Source organism: Mycobacterium sp. Soil_C_30 (assembly GCF_057656995.1).
Window position 1 is genome coordinate 312,026 of the sequence record NZ_JBDGJH010000006.1, and the last position, 14,286, is coordinate 326,311.

General features: G+C 67.0%; 16 protein-coding genes and 3 tRNA genes. 9 read left to right on the forward strand and 10 right to left on the reverse strand.

Going from position 1 to position 14,286, the window contains the following annotated elements; genetic code table 11:
* Positions 1-13: 13 nt before the first annotated feature.
* Positions 14-1,441, reverse strand: a complete 1,428-nt coding sequence (gene pdxR / locus AC3A6P_RS14370; protein WP_487692247.1) for a MocR-like pyridoxine biosynthesis transcription factor PdxR — start codon at positions 1,439-1,441, stop codon at positions 14-16.
* A gap of 49 nt (positions 1,442-1,490) precedes the next feature.
* Here pdxR and AC3A6P_RS14375 point away from each other — a divergent pair, with 49 nt between their 5' ends.
* Positions 1,491-1,964: a carboxymuconolactone decarboxylase family protein gene (locus tag AC3A6P_RS14375; RefSeq protein WP_487692249.1), complete on the forward strand. Its 474-nt coding sequence runs from the start codon at positions 1,491-1,493 to the stop codon at positions 1,962-1,964.
* Between the two features lie 67 nt (positions 1,965-2,031).
* Entirely contained in the window at positions 2,032-2,460 is a 429-nt protein-coding gene (locus AC3A6P_RS14380) for a pyridoxamine 5'-phosphate oxidase family protein (RefSeq protein WP_487692250.1), read from the forward strand.
* Here AC3A6P_RS14380 and AC3A6P_RS14385 read toward each other — a convergent pair whose 3' ends face one another.
* Positions 2,461-3,135, reverse strand: a complete 675-nt coding sequence (locus AC3A6P_RS14385; RefSeq protein ID WP_487692251.1) for a hypothetical protein — start codon at positions 3,133-3,135, stop codon at positions 2,461-2,463.
* A gap of 160 nt (positions 3,136-3,295) precedes the next feature.
* On the opposite strand from AC3A6P_RS14385, the gene AC3A6P_RS14390 reads away from it, so the two are divergent.
* The gene (locus AC3A6P_RS14390) at positions 3,296-4,771 is read left to right on the forward strand and encodes an HNH endonuclease signature motif containing protein (protein WP_487692252.1); all 1,476 of its coding nucleotides are present in this window, start codon (positions 3,296-3,298) and stop codon (positions 4,769-4,771) included.
* On the opposite strand, the gene wzm is transcribed toward AC3A6P_RS14390, so the two are convergent.
* Genes wzm through AC3A6P_RS14410 form a run of 4 tightly spaced genes read right to left on the reverse strand, consistent with a single transcriptional unit; the run spans position 4,670 to position 7,730 of the window.
* Positions 4,670-5,500: a galactan export ABC transporter permease subunit Wzm/RfbD gene (gene wzm / locus AC3A6P_RS14395; RefSeq protein WP_487692254.1), complete on the reverse strand. Its 831-nt coding sequence runs from the start codon at positions 5,498-5,500 to the stop codon at positions 4,670-4,672. The two genes, AC3A6P_RS14390 and wzm, sit on opposite strands and share 102 nt — an antisense overlap.
* Positions 5,497-6,396: a galactofuranosyltransferase GlfT1 gene (glfT1, locus tag AC3A6P_RS14400; protein WP_487692257.1), complete on the reverse strand. Its 900-nt coding sequence runs from the start codon at positions 6,394-6,396 to the stop codon at positions 5,497-5,499. The genes wzm and glfT1 overlap by 4 nt, the downstream gene beginning before the upstream one ends.
* Positions 6,389-7,210: a galactan export ABC transporter ATP-binding subunit Wzt/RfbE gene (gene wzt / locus AC3A6P_RS14405; protein ID WP_487692258.1), complete on the reverse strand. Its 822-nt coding sequence runs from the start codon at positions 7,208-7,210 to the stop codon at positions 6,389-6,391. The genes glfT1 and wzt overlap by 8 nt, the downstream gene beginning before the upstream one ends.
* A 7-nt stretch (positions 7,211-7,217) precedes the next feature.
* Positions 7,218-7,730 carry a bacterial proteasome activator family protein gene (locus AC3A6P_RS14410; RefSeq protein WP_487692260.1) on the reverse strand — a complete coding sequence of 171 codons (513 nt, stop codon included), beginning with the start codon at positions 7,728-7,730 and terminating at the stop codon, positions 7,218-7,220.
* A 355-nt stretch (positions 7,731-8,085) separates the two neighbouring features.
* On the opposite strand from AC3A6P_RS14410, the gene AC3A6P_RS14415 reads away from it, so the two are divergent.
* Complete coding sequence (locus AC3A6P_RS14415) at positions 8,086-9,282, forward strand: cysteine desulfurase-like protein (protein ID WP_487692261.1); 1,197 nt, start codon at positions 8,086-8,088, stop codon at positions 9,280-9,282.
* Positions 9,283-9,288: 6 nt separating this feature from the next.
* Here AC3A6P_RS14415 and AC3A6P_RS14420 read toward each other — a convergent pair whose 3' ends face one another.
* Positions 9,289-10,269 (reverse strand): NAD(P)H-quinone oxidoreductase, encoded by a 981-nt coding sequence (locus tag AC3A6P_RS14420; protein WP_487692262.1) that lies wholly within the window; start codon positions 10,267-10,269, stop codon positions 9,289-9,291.
* A 65-nt stretch (positions 10,270-10,334) separates the two neighbouring features.
* Here AC3A6P_RS14420 and AC3A6P_RS14425 point away from each other — a divergent pair, with 65 nt between their 5' ends.
* Entirely contained in the window at positions 10,335-10,847 is a 513-nt protein-coding gene (locus AC3A6P_RS14425; protein ID WP_487692263.1) for a MarR family winged helix-turn-helix transcriptional regulator, read from the forward strand.
* Positions 10,848-10,865: 18 nt separating this feature from the next.
* Positions 10,866-10,952 (forward strand) — tRNA-Ser (locus tag AC3A6P_RS14430).
* 163 nt (positions 10,953-11,115) lie between these two features.
* On the opposite strand, the gene AC3A6P_RS14435 is transcribed toward AC3A6P_RS14430, so the two are convergent.
* Together AC3A6P_RS14435 and AC3A6P_RS14440 are read right to left on the reverse strand one after the other, a co-directional pair.
* Positions 11,116-11,940, reverse strand: a complete 825-nt coding sequence (locus AC3A6P_RS14435) for a crotonase/enoyl-CoA hydratase family protein (RefSeq protein WP_487692264.1) — start codon at positions 11,938-11,940, stop codon at positions 11,116-11,118.
* A 35-nt stretch (positions 11,941-11,975) separates the two neighbouring features.
* Positions 11,976-12,266, reverse strand: a complete 291-nt coding sequence (locus tag AC3A6P_RS14440) for a hypothetical protein (protein WP_487692265.1) — start codon at positions 12,264-12,266, stop codon at positions 11,976-11,978.
* A gap of 47 nt (positions 12,267-12,313) precedes the next feature.
* On the opposite strand from AC3A6P_RS14440, the gene AC3A6P_RS14445 reads away from it, so the two are divergent.
* Complete coding sequence (locus AC3A6P_RS14445) at positions 12,314-12,895, forward strand: TIGR03086 family metal-binding protein (protein ID WP_487692266.1); 582 nt, start codon at positions 12,314-12,316, stop codon at positions 12,893-12,895.
* On the opposite strand, the gene hisC is transcribed toward AC3A6P_RS14445, so the two are convergent.
* A complete protein-coding gene (gene hisC / locus AC3A6P_RS14450; protein ID WP_487692267.1) occupies positions 12,892-13,941 on the reverse strand; it encodes a histidinol-phosphate transaminase in 1,050 nt (349 codons plus the stop codon). The genes AC3A6P_RS14445 and hisC overlap by 4 nt on opposite strands.
* A gap of 85 nt (positions 13,942-14,026) precedes the next feature.
* Here hisC and AC3A6P_RS14455 point away from each other — a divergent pair.
* Positions 14,027-14,118, forward strand: a tRNA-Ser gene (locus AC3A6P_RS14455).
* A 24-nt stretch (positions 14,119-14,142) separates the two neighbouring features.
* Positions 14,143-14,215: transfer RNA gene (locus AC3A6P_RS14460), tRNA-Arg, on the forward strand.
* Positions 14,216-14,286: the final 71 nt, after the last annotated feature.

A 14,286-nucleotide genomic window follows, 5' to 3' on the forward strand; every position in this document is an offset into this window, starting at 1 on the left:
CGAGCTACGCCTTTTAGTGCAGCGTGCCGGCCACTACCGCGCACAACGCGTCGACCGCGTGTGCAAACGCGTGCTCCCCAGGTGTGCCGAAATTGACCACAACGCCGTCGGGCCGCGGAATGCTGCTGTCGGCCAACGGGTGTCGTAGTCGCGAGAGGCCGGCGATACCCACACCGGCTTCCCCGGCCCGCCGCAGGAGTTCCGGTTCTGCGCCCTGCGGCAGTAGCAGCAGCAGATGCAGGCCTGCCGACAAGCCACTGACGGTCACCGCCGGCGCGAACGGGGCAAGCCGCTGCGCCAAGGTGTCGCGCCGGCGGCGGTAGCGGGTACGCATCCGTCGAATGTGCTTGTCGTAGTTGCCCGCAACGATGAAGTCGGCCATGGTCAACTGGGTGATGCCGTCGACGTAGAACTGTTGCCCGCCCGCGGCGGCCACCACGTCGTCCACGAGTCCGGTGGGCACCACCATCCAGCCCAGACGAAGCACTGGTGTCAGGCTCTTGCTCGTCGAGCCCAGATAGATCACCCGCGCCGGGTCCAGGCTCTGCAGCGCGCCGACCGGTTGGCGGTCGTAGCGGAACTCGCCGTCGTAATCGTCTTCGAGCACATAGCCGTCCGCGCGTTCGGCCCAGTCCACCACGGCGGTGCGCCGCCCCGGATGCAGCGGAACGCCGTGGGGGAAGTGGTGTGCCGGGGTCACCAGGACCGCGGGGGTGTCCACGTGGTCGAGATCGCCGACATCGGCCCCCCACTCGTCGAAACCGATGGGCACCGTGGATCCCCCGGAGGCGGTGATGCAGTCACGAAAGATGAAGAGGCCGTAAGCTTCCACGGCGATCGGCCGGGCCGGACCGAACAGCCTCGCCAGGATCTCGATGGAGTGTCGGGTGCCCGCGGTGATCACCACGGAATCGGGGGAGACGCGCACACCGCGGGCGCGGGCCAGGTATTCGGCGACGGCTGCGCGCAGCTCCGGTCGGCCGCGCGGATCACCCATTCGCAGCGCCTCGTTGGGTGCCGAGTGCAGGGCGCGCCGGGCGGAGGCCAGCCAGGCCGACCGCGGGAATTGGGAGACATCCGGTGAGCCGGGCAGGAAGTTGTGTGTCGGGGCACCGACGGCGCCGCGTGGTTGCGACGGGGTGAGGCTGTGGCGTTTGAGGTGGTCGGAGTCGACCACCCAGGTACCCGCTCCCTGTCTGGATGCCAGCCACCCTTCGGCCACCAACTCGGCGTACACGTCGGCGACGGTGTTACGCGCCAGGCCGAGGTCGGCCGCAAGGGTGCGAGACGGCGGCAGCGCCGTGCCGGCGGTCAGGCGGCCCGAGCGCACCGCGTCACGCAGCGAGGTGAGCAGCACCTCACGGACACCCCGAGTACCTGGTGCCAGGGCGACGCGCAGGTCCAGGTGCAGATCGCTCCCCGAATTGGCCCACGAACTCATGCCGGTATTGAACCATCTGAACAGGCCTTTGTGGTTCTAGATTCGAGTCATGACACAGGTACTGGAAACCCAGAAGATCAACCGCATCAACCTCAACCGGGTCGCCCCCGAATTTTTCGAGGGCATGATGGCCCTGTCCGCGGCGGCCACCAAAGGCATCGACCCCACGCTGGCCGAACTCGTCAAGATCCGCGCCTCGCAGCTCAACCACTGCGCGTTCTGCCTGGACATGCACACCCACGACGCCCGCAAACAGGGCGAGACCGAGCAGCGCCTCTACCTGCTCGCGGCGTGGGAGGAAGCCGGTGACCTGTACACCGAGCAGGAACAGGCCGCGTTGGCACTGACCGAGGAGATGACGGACCTGACCCGCGGCGGGCACGTCTCCGACGCGGTGTACGCCAGGGCCGCAGCCGCGTTCACCGAGCAGGAACTGGGTCAGGTGATCGCCATGGCCACCGTGATCAACGCCTGGAACCGGATCAGCGTCAGCACCCGGGTCAAGCCCCCGCACCGGCACTGACATTGGTCACCGGCTCGAGTGCCCCGCGCCCCTTTCCGGCGCGGGGCACTTCCGCCAGGATGGGGGCATGGACGAACCGGTGATCGCCCTCGATGACCAGGACAGCTGGCAGCTGCTGTCGGGTGTGCACCTGGGCAGGTTGGTGACGGTCGTCGACGGCCGAGCCGAGATCTTCCCGGTCAACTTCGTGGTGCAGCGCAACACCGTGCTGTTTCGAACTGCGGAGGGCACCAAGCTGTTCGGCGCCGTCACCAATGACCAGGTGCTCTTCGAGGCCGACGACCACAATGTCGTCGAGGGCTGGAGTGTCATCGTCCGGGGCACGGCGAAGGTGCTCTTCGCCGCGGACGAGATCCAGGACGCCGAACACGCCGGGCTCTATCCGTGGATCGCCACCCAGAAGCTGCGCTTCGTGCGGATCACGCCCAACGACGTCACCGGCCGGCGGTTCGTGTTCGGGCCGGAGCCCGATGACGAGGACGGCGTTCCGGGCTGACTAACTTTCGTCGGCCGGCGCCGGCAGTGCAGCCTGGATTCGCTGCCGCGCAACGCTCACCGCGTCCTCGACGTCGTCGCGCGCGGCGGCTACCGACGCCAGGAAACCCTGCCACTCTTCGTCGAAGCTGTCTCTGATGTCCGCGCCCCGGGTGGCCACGGACGCGACAGTGAATGCGGCGTCGAAGGCCGACGAGACCACCGAGCCCTGGGCGCGGACAGTGGTACCCGCAACTTCGGCGGTCCCGGTGATCAGCGCATTCGGTAGCGCCGACTGCGCGTTCACGTAGGTGGCCACCGCGGCTCGGATCCGGCCCCCGGCCTCCAGGGCGGCGTCGGTCAGCGTGTCACCGGTCAGTCCGAACGCACTCGGCAGGGTGGCTCCGTCGCGCACCGCGGCGACCACCCGCGCGGGGGATTCGACGAGGGTGGCGGTCACATCGGTGGCCGCGTCGGTGACTCGGGTGCTCAGCGTCCGGCAGGCGATCAGCTGACGCTCGATCACCTCACGGAGAACGAGGGTGGCGCGCTCGTCCTCGGAGTCCCCGTCGTCGTACTCGTCGTCGAGGTCGTGGTCTTCCTGGTCTTCCTCGAAGTCGACGCCGTCGTCCTCGACGATCTCGGCAACGATCACTGCCTCGCTCACGACGGCGGGCTGGGTATCTGTCTCACTCATAGGGCCATTGAACGTTCCGCGTCCCAATTCCCGGTGGCGCTGAGGTGAATTCGGCGCCAGCCTGTGGATGAAGTTCGGACTGTGGACAACTTGGCTCGTTTCGCTTTGATCCGGGTTCGGCCGCGCCGGTCTGTCGGTGATGGTGCGCAGCATCGTAGGTATGAGTTCGCCACCGACCGCCATGCAGGAAGACCCCGTGTCACGGGCCTTCCAGGCGATCGATGCTGCGGTGACAACATTGCTGGCCTCCGAACCCACCCAACGCACAGTGCTGCAGCACAAGGACTTCCTGGCCCGCACCCAACGCATCCTCAACCGACTCCCCGCCCTGCAATACCGCGAGATCGCCGCCCTACGCCACCACGCCAGCCCGAAAGAACTCGGCGACACGCTGCCACGGGCGCTGGCCGAAATCCTGCGCATCACCCGCCGCGAGGCCAACAAACTCGTCGACGACGCCGAACGACTCGGCCCCCGCACCGCCCTGAGCGGGGAACCGTTGCAGCCCTGGCTGGCCGACACCGCCGCGGCCCAAGCCGACGGCGCGATCAACACCGGACACGTCGCAGTGATCCGCGAATTCCTGAAGCAGCTCCCCGGGCACATCAGCCAGACCCAGCGTGATGAGGCCGAAGCGAAGTTGGTGCAGTTGGCCCGCCGCAAACGCCCCGATGAAGTCCGCAAAGAAGCCGACGACCTGTTCCGCCAACTCGACCAGGACGGCCGCCCACCCATCGACCCGAAACCCCGGACGGCCCAAGGTGAGATGCACGTCGGCCGCCAACTACGCGACGGCCGCCGCAAATTCTGGGGCTACTTCACCCCCGAAGGCGCCGCCACCTGGGAAGCCATCCACGCCAAATGGGCCGCACCGGGTGCCTGCAACCCCGGCGACGAATCCCCCTGCATCGACGAGGTCACCGACGACGCCGCCCGCCGCGACGGACGTACCCAACCCCAACGCAACCACGACGCACTCGTCGCCGTCGGCCGCGCCATCTTGGCCTCGGGACAACTCGGTAAACACCACGGCCTGCCGGCCACCATCATCGTCTCCACCACCCTGGCCGAACTCGAAGCGAAACTCGGGCTCGGGGTCACCGCCGGTGGCACCCGCCTACCTGTGCTCGACGTGCTGCGGCTGGCCCGCCACGCTTACCACTATCTGGTCATCTACGGCGACCATGGGGAAGTGCTGCACCTGGGCCGCACGAAACGGGTGGCCAGCCCGTCGCAGCAGATCGTCCTCTATGACCGCGACCGGGGCTGCACCCGACCGGGTTGTGACGTGCCCGGCTATGGCGCCGAGGCCCACCACGCCGTCCTGGACTGGGCCCAGGGCGGACTCACGAATATCGATGATCTGGCCTTCGCCTGCCCGAAGGACAACAAACTCGTCACCGACGGCGGCTGGATCACCCGCAAAAACCCCTTCGGCCAGACCGAGTGGATCCCACCGGCGCACCTCGACGTCGGCCAACCCCGCGTGAACGACTACCACCACCCCGAGCGACTCCGGCGTCGGCCGGAGCCGTCAGACCCAGTAGGGCACCCGGGCCCGGTACTGCCGCATCGCAAATGCGGTGACGGTCCACCCGACGATGGTCAGGACGATGACCACCACCCAGTGGTGTAGTTCTTGATCCGCGCCCAGCAACGGTGCGCGGACGATGTCGACGTAGTGCAGCAGCGGATTGAACTCGATGATCTTCGCCCAGCTGCCTGCGCCCTGATCCCGCAGTGTCTGGTCGTTCCAGATGATCGGGGTCATGTAGAACAGCAGCTGAACCAGGCTGAACAGCAGCGGGCTGATATCGCGGTAGCGGGTGGCCAGGATGCCGAAACACAGCGCCACCCAGATGCAGTTCAACACGATCAGCGCCAGCGCTGGGATGAACGCCAGATCCGTCCACTTCCACTGCTGCGGGAAGATGATCGCGATGATCACGAAAATGATGATGTTGTGCGCGAACAGCAGCACCTGCCGCCACACCAACCGGTAGACGTGCACGCTCAGCGGCGTCGGCAACTGTTTGATCAGTCCCTCGTTGGCGACGAACACGTCGGCGCCTTCCAGGATCGAGGCGTTGATCAGGTTCCAGATGATCAGGCCCAGCGTGACGTACGGAAGGTGCTCGGCGAGTTCGAGATTGAACAGCTTGGAGTACAGCCCGCCCAGCGCCACGGCCATGGTGCCGGTGGCGATGGTGATCCAGATGGGGCCCAGCACGCTACGCCGGTAGCGCTGTTTGATGTCCTGCCAGCCCAGGTGCAGCCACAGCTCGCGCTTGTTGAAGCCGTCCACCAGGTCACGTCGCGCCCGTGAGAACGTCCTGGACTGTGCCGCCGCATCGACGAACGTCATCGTTGGAACCTCTCCCGTCTTCCCAACCGCCTTAGCTTGATCCACTCCCACAGGCCGGCCGGATCACGCCGCGAGACCAGAAAGAACCAGCCGAAGCGCACCCATTCCTGCGGGATCAGCCTGCGCATGCCCGGTTGTGACTGCAGGTAGCCCCGGTTGCGGTAGGTGAAGAACCGTTTCGTGGCATCGTCGGGGAACTGCGTGTGCATCCGCCCGCCGAGAATCGGTTTGAACTCGTCGCCACCCTGCGGATGGACGTAGACCGCGTCCAGGCAGGTGCCGAACGGCACCCCCGAGCGCACCAGCCGGCGGTGCAGTTCCACCTCGTCGCCGCGGACGAACAACCGGAGATCCGGCACTCCAACAGCTTCCACCGTCGAGGCCCGGAACAGGGCGCCGTTGAACAGCGAGGCGATACCGGGCAGCAGGTCGGCTCCGGCGGAGTCGTCCACCCGCAGCTCGTCAACGCGACGCCGCCACACCAGCCCGCGGCGCAGCGGAAAGGCCAGCCGCGAGGGATCGTCGAGATCACACACCATCGGCGACACCTCACCGAGTCCGTGTCTGGCGGCACACGAGAGCAGGGTCGCCAGGACATCGGGTCCGTGGGGATGCCCGTCGTCGTCGGCCAGCCAGATCCAGTCGGCGCCCGCCGCCAGCGCGTGCAGCATTCCCAGCGCGAATCCGCCTGCGCCACCCAGATTTCGGCGTGAACCCAGATACGTGGTCGGGGTGGGCTGGGCGGCCACCAGTTCGCGTACGCGGTCATCGGAGTCGTTGTCGACGACAATCAGGTGATCCGGCAGCCGGCTCTGGGTCGTCAACGCGCCCAGCGACACTGCCAACTGCTCCGGACGACGATGGGTGACCACCACGGCGAACACCGTGTCAGTCATTCGGCACAGCCCGATCCCGTGCTGTCTCTTCGAGCACCTCACGTACATGCCGGGCCGCATCGGGGCCTTCGTAGGCGCCGACGACCTCCTCGATGCCACCACTCATCCGGATGGTGCCGTGATCGATCCACATCGCGGTGTTGCACAGCCGCGCCAGGAACTCGTTGGAGTGGCTGGCGAACACCAGGATCCCGGAACGTTCCACCAGATCGGCCAGCCGGCTCTGCGCTTTCTTCAGGAAGTCGGCGTCGACGGCGCCGATACCCTCGTCGAGCAGCAGGATCTCGGGGTCGATGCTGGTCACCACACCCATCGCCAGCCGCACCCGCATACCCGTGGAGTAGGTGCGCAGCGGCATCGACAGGTACTCACCGAGCTCGGTGAACTCGGCGATGTCGTCGACCTTGGCCATCATCTGCTTGCGCGTCTGACCCAGGAACAGGCCGCGGATGATGATGTTCTCGTAGCCGGAGATCTCGGGATCCATGCCGACACCGAGATCGAACACCGGCGCCACGCGGCCGTGCACGGTCGCCGAGCCCCGGGTGGGCTCATAGATGCCGGACAGCAGCCGCAGCAGCGTCGACTTGCCGGCACCGTTGTGGCCCACGAGACCCACCCGGTCACCCATCTTCAGCGACAGGGTGATGTCCCGCAGCGCCTCGATCACCACCACGTTGGACTCGTTGCGGCCGATCGTGCCGCCGGCCTTGCCCAGGAACGCCTTCTTCAGAGAACGCGATTTGGCGTCGAAGATCGGAAACTCGACCCACGCGTCGCGGGTCTCGATATGTGGCCGGGTAGGTGAACTCACAGCGGTACTACAGGTACTGCCCGGTGCCAGGGTGCGCGCCACCTCGCTGCTGGCCCGGTACGGCCACTCCCGGCGGCAGGGCGCCCTGTCGCATCTGCTCCAGCTGGGCCCTGGCCGCCATCTGCTGGGCGAACAGTGCGGTCTGGATGCCGTGGAACAGCCCTTCCAGCCACCCGACCAGCTGCGCCTGGGCGATCCGCAGCTCGGCGTCCGAGGGCACGGCGTCGTCGCTGAACGGCAGGGCGAGCCGTTCGAGTTCGTCGCGCAGTTCCGGCGCCAGACCTTCTTCCAGCTCGGCGATCGAGGTCTTGTGGATATCGCGCAGCCGGTTGCGGCTGGCGTCGTCGAGCGGCGCGGCCTTCACCTCTTCGAGGAGCTGCTTGATCATGGTGCCGATCCGCATCACCTTGGCAGGCTGCTGCACCAGATCGGTCACCGCCTTGTCGTCGTCGCCGTCGGCCGCGCCGGCCAGCTCCGGATCCGCGCCGATGATCTCGATGTTGTCGTCGTCCGTGGTCACTTGTTCTCTGTTCCTTCGCGCCATTCGTCCATACGGTTGCCGCCGTTGCCTAGCGACCTTAGTCCGTCGGGGACATCGTTCCCGTGGACGGACTCGAGTACCACTCCCGAGGCCGCCGGCACGTGCCGGATGAGAACACGTTCCGCTAGCGGCGGGTTGGTTTGAGCAAACTCCTACGGAGCTCTCAGCTGTACAAGAACTGTCACCGCAATGTTCAGAGAGTTAGCACTCCGAACTCGTCGGCCACTGGACTAGTATTGCCCACCAAGTGACCCGGATCGGGCAGCGAAGGTGCCTCGTGAGCATCCCCCCGCCCACCCGCCGGACCAATATCTGACCTTCTAAGGTGGCTGGCATGGCATTTGACGTCGCCCGGGTGCGAGGTCTGCACCCATCTCTTGGCGACGGTTGGGTGCACTTCGATGCACAGTCGGGGATGCTCGTTCCGGATGCGGTGTCGACCACCGTGTCGACCGCATTCCGCACCTCGATGGCCAGTACCGCCGGCCCGCATCCGTCGGCTCGCCGCAGCGCCGCGTTGCTGGACGCCGCGCGCCAGGCGGTCGCCGATCTGGTCAACGGCGATCCCCGCGGTGTGGTGCTGGGGGCCGACCGCGCGGTCCTGCTCACCTCCCTGGCCGACGCGTCCTCGTCGCGAGCCGGCCTCGGCTATGAGGTGGTGGTGACCCGGCTCGACGACGAAGCCAACATCTCTCCCTGGCTGCGAGCGGCGAACCGGTACGGCGCCAAGGTGAAGTGGGCCGAGGTCGACATCGAGACCGGCGAACTGCCCGGCTGGCAGTGGGAAGGCCTCATCACCAAGCCCACCCGACTGGTGGCCATCGCGTCGGCATCGGCGACGCTGGGCACGGTGGTGGATCTGCCACCGGTCAGCAAGCTCGTTCACGACATCGGCGGTCTGGTGGTCGTCGACCACACCGCCGCGGCGCCGTACCGCCTGATCGACATCCAGGAATCCGACGTCGACGTGGTGGCGCTGAACACCGTGGCCTGGGGTGGACCGCCCATCGGAGCCCTGGTGTTCCGCGATCCCGCACTCATCGACACATTCGGTTCGGTGTCCATGAACCCGTACGCGGTGGGCCCGGCCCGCCTGGAGATGGGTGTCCATCAGTACGGACTGCTCGGCGGTGTGGTGGCCAGCATCGAGTACCTGGCCGGACTGGATGAGTCCGCGACGGGGACCCGGCGCGAACGACTAGCCGTGTCAATGCAATCCGCCTCGGCATACCTCGACCGGATCTTCGACTACCTGCTGAACTCGTTACGGTCACTGCCGCTGGTGATGCTGCTCGGCGCTCCCGACGAACGCATCCCGGTGGTCAGCTTCGCCGTGCAGAACGTGCCCGCCGAGCGGGTGGTGCAGCGGCTGGCGGACAACGGAGTGCTGGCGATCCCCAACGCCAACTCCCGCGTGCTCGACGTCATCGGCGTCAACGACGTGGGCGGCGCGGTCACCATCGGTCTGGCGCACTACTCCACGATGTACGAGGTCGACCAGCTGGTCCGCGCGCTGGCCAGCCTCGGCTGAGGCCGATCAGGCGACCGTCAGCAGGATCTTGCCCGTCACCTGACCCGATGACATCAGCTGATGGGCGTCGGCGGCCCGCTCGATCGGGAACCGGGCACCGATGATCGGTCGCACCTGGCCGTCGGCGATCAGCGGCCACAGCGAGTCCTTCACCGCCTGCACGATCGCGGCCTTGCCGTTCGCCCCGTCCACCGGGCGCCCGCGCAGCGCTGTCCCGATCACCCGCGCGCGCTTGGAGATCAGCTTGCCGATGTTGAGTTCACCCTTGATCCCGCCTTGCATGCCGATCACGATCAGTTGTCCGTCGGCGGCCAGGGCGTCGACGTTGCGGCCGAGGTAGGACGCCCCCATGATGTCGAGGATCACGTCGGCACCGGCGCCGTCGGTGGCGTCCTTGATCCGTTCGACGAAGTCTTCGTCGCGGTAGCAGATGGTCAGCCCGGCGCCGAGCTCACGGCACAGATCCAGCTTGGCGTGCGAGCCGGCGGTCACGGCCACCCGCGCCCCCAGGGCGCGCGCCACCTGGATCGCGTGGGTGCCGATACCGCTGGCGCCGCCGTGGATCAGCAGCATCTGACCGGCTGACAGGTGGGCCGTCATCACGAGGTTGGACCACACCGTGCACGCCACTTCGGGCAGCGCGGCCGCGTCGTGAACGTCGACCCCGGCCGGCAGGGGCAGGACCTGACCGGCCGGCACAGCCACGTATTCGGCGTATCCGCCGCCCGCCAGCAAAGCGCAGACTTCTTGCCCAATCTGCCAATCGGAGGTTGCTCCACCCAGGCCGACCACGGTCCCCGACACTTCCAGGCCCAGAATCGGGCTGGCGCCGGGCGGGGGTGGATAGTTGCCCGCTGCCTGCAGCAAATCCGCGCGATTGACGCCCGCGCAAGCGACCTTGATCAGGATTTCCCCGTGGTCGGGTGCCACATCGGGCGCGTCGCTCCACTCCAGCTGCTCCGACGGGTCAGCGACGATTGCACGCATATTTGTCACGCTACTACCTGCAGGTTTGGCTTACTTGATTCGCTTCGATCGCATACCATCAGCCCATGGAGGGGATGATTGCCGGGCGCACCGCAAGCGATATGCCCGGGCTTGATATTGCCGAGGAGAGGGCGTGGCAACACTTCCTCGATTCGGCGCTGCGTATGTACGCCGCATTGAACCGGGGTCTGACCGACTCGCATCAGCTCACGCTCAGCGATGTGCGGCTTCTCGACATCTTGGATCGCTCGCCCACCGGGGCGGCACGCATGGGGGATCTGGCGCAGGCGCTGCTGTCGCTGCCCAGTCGGGTGACCCGGCAGATCCGGCGTCTCGAGAAGCAGGGACTCGTGAGACGCACCGCGAGCCCCGATGACGGCCGGGGGGTGCTGGCCGCCATCACCGACGAAGGCCGGGCCGCCGTGCGGGAGGCGATGGTCACCTACTGCAAGGGTGTGCGCACGCACTTCCTCGGTCAGTTGTCGCGCCCGCAGATGGCGGCGATGGGGGAGAACTGTCGGCGCATCAGCACCGCACTCAAGCACGTGGAGCGTCCGGGCAAGTTCGGCCGCGCCTGAGCCGCTACTCTTGTCGGCGGTGGCGTGGCAGAGCGGCCTAATGCACTCGCCTTGAAAGCGAGAGACGGCTAACACCGTCCGGGGGTTCAAATCCCTCCGCCACCGCTCATTGCTCGTGCAGTGTCGGTGCGAATCGCAGCACGGCGGACCGGCTGTGTCTCCAGCGAGCCCTGCCGCAACCGCTGCGCCGCATCGTCCATCGTTGCCAGCTGGCACCGGAGTAACTCCTCGTCGACCGCACGCTGCGCGTCGAGCGAATGCACCAGGGTCATTCGCCCTTGAAGTCCGGCGGACGCTTGGCGAACATGGCGGAGATGCCCTCGGTCAGGTCCTTCGACGGCAGGAAGGCCGAATTCCACGCCGCCACGTAGCGCAGGCTCGCCGCCACCGCGGCCGTGCGCTGCTCGTCGAGAACGTCCTTGACACCCTGCACCACCAGCGGGGGGTTGGCGGCGATCTCGGCTGCGGTGGCATGGGCGGCGGCCAGGGAGGCCTCGGCGTCGTCGTACACGTCGTTGACCAGGCCGATCTTCTCGGCGCGGGCCGCGGTGATGTCTTTGCCGGTCAGTGCCAGCTCACGCAGATGCCCGTCGTTCAGGATCAGGGGCAGCCGGGCCAGGCTGCCCACGTCGGCGACGATGGCCAACTTCACTTCGCGCACCGAGAACTTGGCATCGGCGCTGGCGTAGCGGATGTCGACGGCACTGATCAGGTCGACGCCGCCGCCGATGCACCAACCGTGCACCGAGGCGATGGTCGGGGTGCGGCAGTCGGCGACCGCGGTGATCGAGTCCTGCATGGTCTTGAGGCGGGAGTGGAACTCGGCGCGCGGCCGGGCCAGCGCCCCGTCGGCCATCATCGGGCCGAGGGTGTCACCCATGGCCGCCAGGTCCAGTCCGTAGCTGAAGTGCTTGCCGGAGCCGGTCAGCACGATCGCCCGGACCTCCGGATCGGCGTCCAGCGCGCGGAACGCCCGAGGCAGCTCCGCCCAGAACGCCGGGCCCATGGCGTTGCCCTTGCCGGGACCCAGCAGCGTCACCTGCGCAACACGGTCCTTGATCTCGACCGACAGCGATTCGTAAGCGTCACCCATGACGCCAGGCTAACCGGTTGGTTGGGGTCTGCGGGTCAGCGCCCGGCAAGTCCACGCAGCAGTCGCTCGACGTCGGCTTCCGGTGCGGTCCGGCACAGCACATCGGCCAGGCCGCTGATCAATGCGGGATTGCGGGAAGTCTGACCGTCCATGATCTCGTCGATCACCGCCATCTTGTCGCGGTCGCCGAGGGCGTTGAACTCTGCGCACTTCATTCCGGTGACGGAGACGGGTTCGGTGGTCTGGGCCACCACGCCTTCGGTGGTGCGGGTGCACCCGGTCAGCACGCAGGCCGCAACCAGGACCGCCATCACGATGCGCTTCATCGCTTCGACGCTAGTGCCATGTCGGGGGCCGGGCCTAACGTGACACCATGGCCGACCCCACGTACAAGCAGACTTTCACCCCACCCGTCGACGAATTGGCGTGTGCCGAAGCGACGCTCACCGTGCTGCATGCCGTCATCCGCCCCCTTTCCCGGGATGACATGTCCCGACCGACACCGTGTACCGAGTTCGACGTGGCCCGTCTCACCGAGCACCTGCTGTCCTCCATCACCACCCTGGGTGGTGCGGCCGGCGCCGAGTTCCCCGACAACAACAGCGAGGACGCGGTGGACCGCCAACTCATCATGGCGGCGCGTCCGGCCCTCGATGCCTGGCACCGGCGCGGCCTTGACGGCACGGTCTCCGTCGGCCCGGGCCAGTTCCCCGCCACCTCGGCCGTCAGCATCCTGTCCTTGGAGTTCCTGGTGCACGGCTGGGACTACGCCCAGGCCGTGGGCCGGGAACTCGAAGTCCCCGACACGCTGGCCGGGTACGTGCTCGAGGCTGCCAAGGGCATCATCACCCCGGAGGGCCGTAAGGCCGTCGGCTTCGATCAACCCGTCGAGATAGGCGGCGACGCATCCGAATTCGAGCAACTGCTGGCGTTCACGGGGCGCACGCCCGGTTAGATCCAGCCCTGCGCGAACGCCAGGAAGGTGTCGTTCTCGTGCGGGGCGCCGATGGTGACACGCACCCCGTCGGTGCCGTACGGCCGCACCAGCACCCGGGCGTTGGCGGCCTGCTCCACGAAGTCGGCCGTGCGCTCGGGTCCGAGTGGCAGCCAGACGAAGTTGGCCTGGGAGTCCGGCAGCTCGTAACCCGCCTCGCGCAGCGCGGCTGACACCCGGGCGCGTTCGGCCACCACGGCGTCGGTGCGGGCCATCAGTTCTTCGGACGCCTGGATCGACGCGATCGCCGCGGCCTGGCTCAGGCTGGTCGCGGTGAACGGGACGTAGACCTTGCCGAGCGCGGTGATGATGTCGGGGTCGCCCACCGCGTAGCCCACCCGTGCACCCGCCAACCCGTAGGCCTTCGAGAACGTCCGCAGCACCACGACATTGGGGTGGCTGCGCACCAGCCCGAGGCTGTCGGGGACCAGGCCGTCGCGGATGTACTCGACGTAGGCCTCGTCGATCGCGATCAGGATGTCGCTGCGCACTGCTTCGACGAAGGCGGCGAGCTTGTCCGGGTCCACCACCGTGGAGGTCGGGTTGTTCGGGTTGCAGATGAAGATCAGCCTGGTGTGGTCGGTGACGGCGGCCAGCATCGCGTCCAGATCGTGGGTGTGATCTTTCAGAGGCACCTGCACCGGCGTGGCTCCGGCCACACGAACCTGCAGCGGGTAAACCTCGAACGCGCGCCAGCCGAACATCACCTCGTCACCCACCGACGCGGTGATCTGGATCAGCTGCTGGCACAAACTCACCGAACCGGCGCCGGCGGCGATGTTCTCCGGCGCGAAACTCACGTGCTTGGCCAGGTGTTCTTTGAGTTCGACGTAGCCGTTGTCGGGATAGCGGTTGAGGTTGCCGGTGGCGTTCTCGATGGCAGCGCGCACGCTGGGCAGCGGACCGTCGACGGTTTCGTTGCTCGCCAGCTTGATCGCGCCGGGCACTGTCTTGCCTGGTGTGTAGGCCGGAAGATCGGCCATCAACGGGCGCAGTCGGGCGGTCATTTGGTCAGCATATGTGAGTGCCTGTACGCTTCTCCCTCGGCGGTTCCGGTGCTCCGAGCGGGTCCGGTAATCTCCGAGGACGCAAGGAGGCGTGCCAGAGCGGCCGAATGGGACTCACTGCTAATGAGTTGTCCCCCTTACAGGGGACCGGAGGTTCAAATCCTCTCGCCTCCGCCATACAACTGAAGAAGCTGTACCCAAGCGCCCGTAGCTCAACGGATAGAGCATCTGACTACGGATCAGAAGGTTAGGGGTTCGAATCCCTTCGGGCGCACTCCCTGAAAATGCCGGTTGCCGATGCAGCCGGCATTTTTGTGTTCGTAGGCATTCGCGGGCGCGAGTGGG

Bases quoted from the DNA above. Each gene is read 5' to 3' on its own strand.
- AC3A6P_RS14415 (WP_487692261.1), top strand. From the start codon at position 8,086: ATGGCATTTGACGTCGCCCGGGTGCGAGGTCTGCACCCATCTCTTGGC.
- AC3A6P_RS14435 (WP_487692264.1), bottom strand. From the start codon at position 11,940: ATGGGTGACGCTTACGAATCGCTGTCGGTCGAGATCAAGGACCGTGTT.
- AC3A6P_RS14420 (WP_487692262.1), bottom strand. From the start codon at position 10,269: ATGCGTGCAATCGTCGCTGACCCGTCGGAGCAGCTGGAGTGGAGCGAC.
- AC3A6P_RS14440 (WP_487692265.1), bottom strand. From the start codon at position 12,266: ATGAAGCGCATCGTGATGGCGGTCCTGGTTGCGGCCTGCGTGCTGACC.
- hisC (WP_487692267.1), bottom strand. From the start codon at position 13,941: ATGACCGCCCGACTGCGCCCGTTGATGGCCGATCTTCCGGCCTACACA.
- AC3A6P_RS14390 (WP_487692252.1), top strand. From the start codon at position 3,296: ATGAGTTCGCCACCGACCGCCATGCAGGAAGACCCCGTGTCACGGGCC.
- wzm (WP_487692254.1), bottom strand. From the start codon at position 5,500: ATGACGTTCGTCGATGCGGCGGCACAGTCCAGGACGTTCTCACGGGCG.
- AC3A6P_RS14445 (WP_487692266.1), top strand. From the start codon at position 12,314: ATGGCCGACCCCACGTACAAGCAGACTTTCACCCCACCCGTCGACGAA.
- AC3A6P_RS14380 (WP_487692250.1), top strand. From the start codon at position 2,032: ATGGACGAACCGGTGATCGCCCTCGATGACCAGGACAGCTGGCAGCTG.
- AC3A6P_RS14375 (WP_487692249.1), top strand. From the start codon at position 1,491: ATGACACAGGTACTGGAAACCCAGAAGATCAACCGCATCAACCTCAAC.
- AC3A6P_RS14425 (WP_487692263.1), top strand. From the start codon at position 10,335: ATGGAGGGGATGATTGCCGGGCGCACCGCAAGCGATATGCCCGGGCTT.
- AC3A6P_RS14385 (WP_487692251.1), bottom strand. From the start codon at position 3,135: ATGAGTGAGACAGATACCCAGCCCGCCGTCGTGAGCGAGGCAGTGATC.
- pdxR (WP_487692247.1), bottom strand. From the start codon at position 1,441: ATGAGTTCGTGGGCCAATTCGGGGAGCGATCTGCACCTGGACCTGCGC.
- glfT1 (WP_487692257.1), bottom strand. From the start codon at position 6,396: ATGACTGACACGGTGTTCGCCGTGGTGGTCACCCATCGTCGTCCGGAG.